Raw genomic sequence first — 3,499 nt, 5'->3', positions numbered from 1 at the left:
AGGGCGATTATCCCGATAAATTAATTATTCCGATTTTCGAGCAAGTATCTTGATAAATAGTTATTAACATTTATAAAAATCGGGATAAATTTTTTGTAGCAATTTTATAAAATATCAACGATAATAGAATTAGCAGGATATTTCCTGACTAAATTTTATTGGAGTGATATTTATGAAACAAATTAAATTAAAAGAAATGATTGATCTTGTACTGGATTTGATGTGTTCTTTTAATCTAAGTGAAAGTACTATAAAGAGTTATAGGTATAGTGCCTTCTCTTCTATTAATTCTTATGCTAAAAAAAGGGGAACGCTTATTTATTCAAAGGACATCACAGATGATTTTCTTAAGATTCAGAAAGAAAGATTAAATAATAAAAAAATATCTAAAAAATATTATAGAGTCCTTCGAAAAGCAGTTGAGTTATTAGATGAATATTATACAACAGGCACTTTGGTGTGGAGAATTCGGCATAAACGTTCTAAAATCAAAGTAAATGAATATTTTAATTTTATTATCCTTGATTTTGAAAAGAACATCGTTAGCCAATTAGCTCCTGCAACAGTATTATATATTAAATCTAACACACTACAGTTTCTTGAATTTATAGAGAATAATGGACATATTGATCTGAAAAGGATAACTATTAATGAAGTACATGATTTTTTATTAAATATTTCACCAAAACATCATGGTAGTATGGATAATGTTCTTTTTTCTGTAAAAAAGTTTTTCAATTATCTTAACGAAAATAAAATAACGGATCTTAATGTAGAAACAATATTATATAAAGCTTCAAGGCCAAAAAGAAAAGTTCTCCCCTGTTTCAGCCATGAAGAAGTTCAGTCAATTTTGGATCAGATTGATACCTCTACAGCAAAAGGAAAACGCGATTATGCTATTATTTATCTTGCTTCTCATACAGGGCTTCGTTCTGTAGATATAATAAATCTTAAGCTTACGGATATTGATTGGAATAAAGATGAGATACGTATAGTTCAAAAAAAGACTGGTCGTTCTTTAGTTCTTCCACTAGACATAAATACAGAAAAGGCTATTTATGATTATATTCTTTTAGGTCGCCCAGATACTGATTCTCCCAATGTTTTTATAAGGTCAATAGCACCTTATACTAAACTTTCAGATAGAGGAAGTAGTTACAGTATTATTAAAAAATATTGTAAGAGTGCAGGAATTTCTAATCATAGATTTCACGCATTACGTCGTTCTATGGGGACATGGATGCTGGAAGCAGGTGTTCCTCTTCCAACCATATCTCAGGTCCTGGGTCACCATAATCAAGATTCAACTAAGCAATATCTTTCTCTAAATAATTTAATGTTAGCAGAGTGTGCTTTAAACCTTAATGGAATTGAAACTCAAAAGGAGGAATTGCTATGACTTCTCCTTTTCAGAGTCTTTTTGCAAAACAAATGAATAATATGCTTCAATATAAGGAGGCACTTGGGTATTCGCGAAGTAGTTATTATAAATTCCTTCTGAACTTTGATAAGTTTTGTCTCCAATATTTCCCAGAGGAATCTGTTTTAACCCAAAGTCTTGTAATGAAGTGGGGTTGTAGAAGATCAGGTGAAAATATTAATGGTGTAAAAAGAAGGCTAATAGCAATTAGAGAATTTGGTAAATATCTTAGTTCTGTTGGTATAATGGCTTATATTGTTCCTTCGGAGATGATCGGAAGTTTTAAGCCGTTTACTCCTTATATATTTACAGACTTAGAATTAAGCGCTTTCTTTAAAGCAACAGATAACATTTCAGCACATAAACTTTCTCCCTTCAGGGAGATTACTGCACCAGTTCTTTTTCGTCTACTTTATTGCTGTGGTCTCCGTCCTAACGAAATTAGAAATATCAAATGTTGTAATATTAATCTTGAAACAGGAATTATTTATATAAGTGAAACAAAAATGCATAAAGATCGAATTATTGTGATCTCAAAAGATGTATTAGCCTTATGTACCAGATATGATAATCAAATTAAAAAAAAATATAAAGATAGAAAATATTTTTTTCAAAGCCCAAATGGAAATCCTTATACAGCAGATTGGATACAAAATCTATTCTGGAAATGCTGGGATATTGCTGGAATTTATGACTTTCATGGATCTCGACCAAGAGTATCTGATTTTCGGCATAATTATGCCACACGTACTCTTCAGAACTGGATGGATGAAGGTAAAGATCTTTATGTTTGTTTGCCTTATTTAAGTGCATATATGGGTCACTCAAATTTTTCTGAAACCGCTTATTATATTCATCTTTTACCTGAAAGATTAATAAACTCATCAATTATTAACTGGAATAAATTTGATGATCTCATACCAGAGGTGAAGTTATGAAAAAAATGAAAGATGAAAAATTATTTAGATTGTTAAGGGATTATCTTGTCATATATCTTCCAGAACAGAAATGTTGCAGTGAGAATACAATTAAATCATATCGAGAATCACTGAATATTCTACTGAATTTTATTATTGAAAAAAAGCAGATTCTTTTAGAAGATATTACATTTTCATTGCTTGACCATCAGATTATTAGTGAATTTTTAGACTGGTTGGAGAAAGAGAGAAACTGTGGTATATCGACAAGAAACCAACGTTTGTCATGCATTCGTTCATTTTTTAAATATGCAGGAAATATGGATCCAGTCTTAATACCATATCGGAATGATCTTCAGAAAATTCCACTCAAAAAAAATATGAAATCAAAAGTTATTGAATTTATGTCAGAAGAAGCATTAAAAGCAGTACTTGCACAGCCCAATACTAATACAAAAAAAGGAATAAGGGATTTATTTTTTATGGTCCTAATGTATGATACAGCAGCAAGAAATAGAGAAATTCTTGATATTAAAGTAAAAGATTTCTCAGTAGATTCTAAAACACCCTGTGCATATCTTACTGGAAAGGGTACAAAAAAACGTGTGGTTCCCCTTATGCAAAAGACAGTAGCCCATTTTCATAACTATCTGGATATTTTTCATAGATCAGAAGGATATGATCCAAATCAATATTTATTCTATACAACAAGGCATGGTTTAAAACAACAAATGTCAGATGACAACGTAGCAAGATTTATGAATAAATATGGCCAATCCGCAAAAATCATTTGTAAAGATGTTCCTTTAAAGGTACACCCACACATGTTTAGAAAAACACGTGCAATGCATCTTTACCGTGGGGGAATGCCATTAGCTTTATTATCTGAATGGCTGGGTCACGAAAATTTAGAAACAACGCTTATCTATGCATATGCAGATACAGAAATGAAACGTAAAGCAATTCAAAAGGCGACAGGTAATAATAATCCATTAAACGAAGAGGCAAAGTCAGCATATTGGAAAAATGATGATGAAATAATCCGAAAACTATATGGTTTGAAGTAAAATATTATTCCGATTTTCATGGACTACTTTAATGATATACTTTTATATTCTTTTGAAAATCGGAATAATTAATTTATCAGGATAATCACCCT

At 30.7% G+C, this 3,499-nt stretch carries 3 protein-coding genes; all 3 read left to right on the top strand.

The annotated features are described in order from the left end of the window. Positions 1-172 precede the first annotated feature (172 nt). The 3 genes from C7954_RS13315 to C7954_RS13305 are packed head-to-tail and all read left to right on the top strand — an operon-like array spanning position 173 to position 3,407. On the top strand, positions 173-1,402 hold the full coding sequence (locus tag C7954_RS13315) for a site-specific integrase (protein WP_134060296.1): 1,230 nt from the start codon (positions 173-175) through the stop codon (positions 1,400-1,402). Further along, positions 1,399-2,361: a tyrosine-type recombinase/integrase gene (locus tag C7954_RS13310; protein ID WP_134060294.1), complete on the top strand. Its 963-nt coding sequence runs from the start codon at positions 1,399-1,401 to the stop codon at positions 2,359-2,361. The genes C7954_RS13315 and C7954_RS13310 overlap by 4 nt, the downstream gene beginning before the upstream one ends. After that, on the top strand, positions 2,358-3,407 hold the full coding sequence (locus C7954_RS13305; protein WP_134060292.1) for a tyrosine-type recombinase/integrase: 1,050 nt from the start codon (positions 2,358-2,360) through the stop codon (positions 3,405-3,407). Before C7954_RS13310 ends, C7954_RS13305 begins: the two co-directional genes overlap by 4 nt. Positions 3,408-3,499: the final 92 nt, after the last annotated feature.

Source organism: Halanaerobium congolense (assembly GCF_004366375.1).
Lineage (GTDB): Bacteria > Bacillota > Halanaerobiia > Halanaerobiales > Halanaerobiaceae > Halanaerobium > Halanaerobium congolense.
This window is presented reverse-complemented; position numbering and strand designations above follow the sequence as displayed.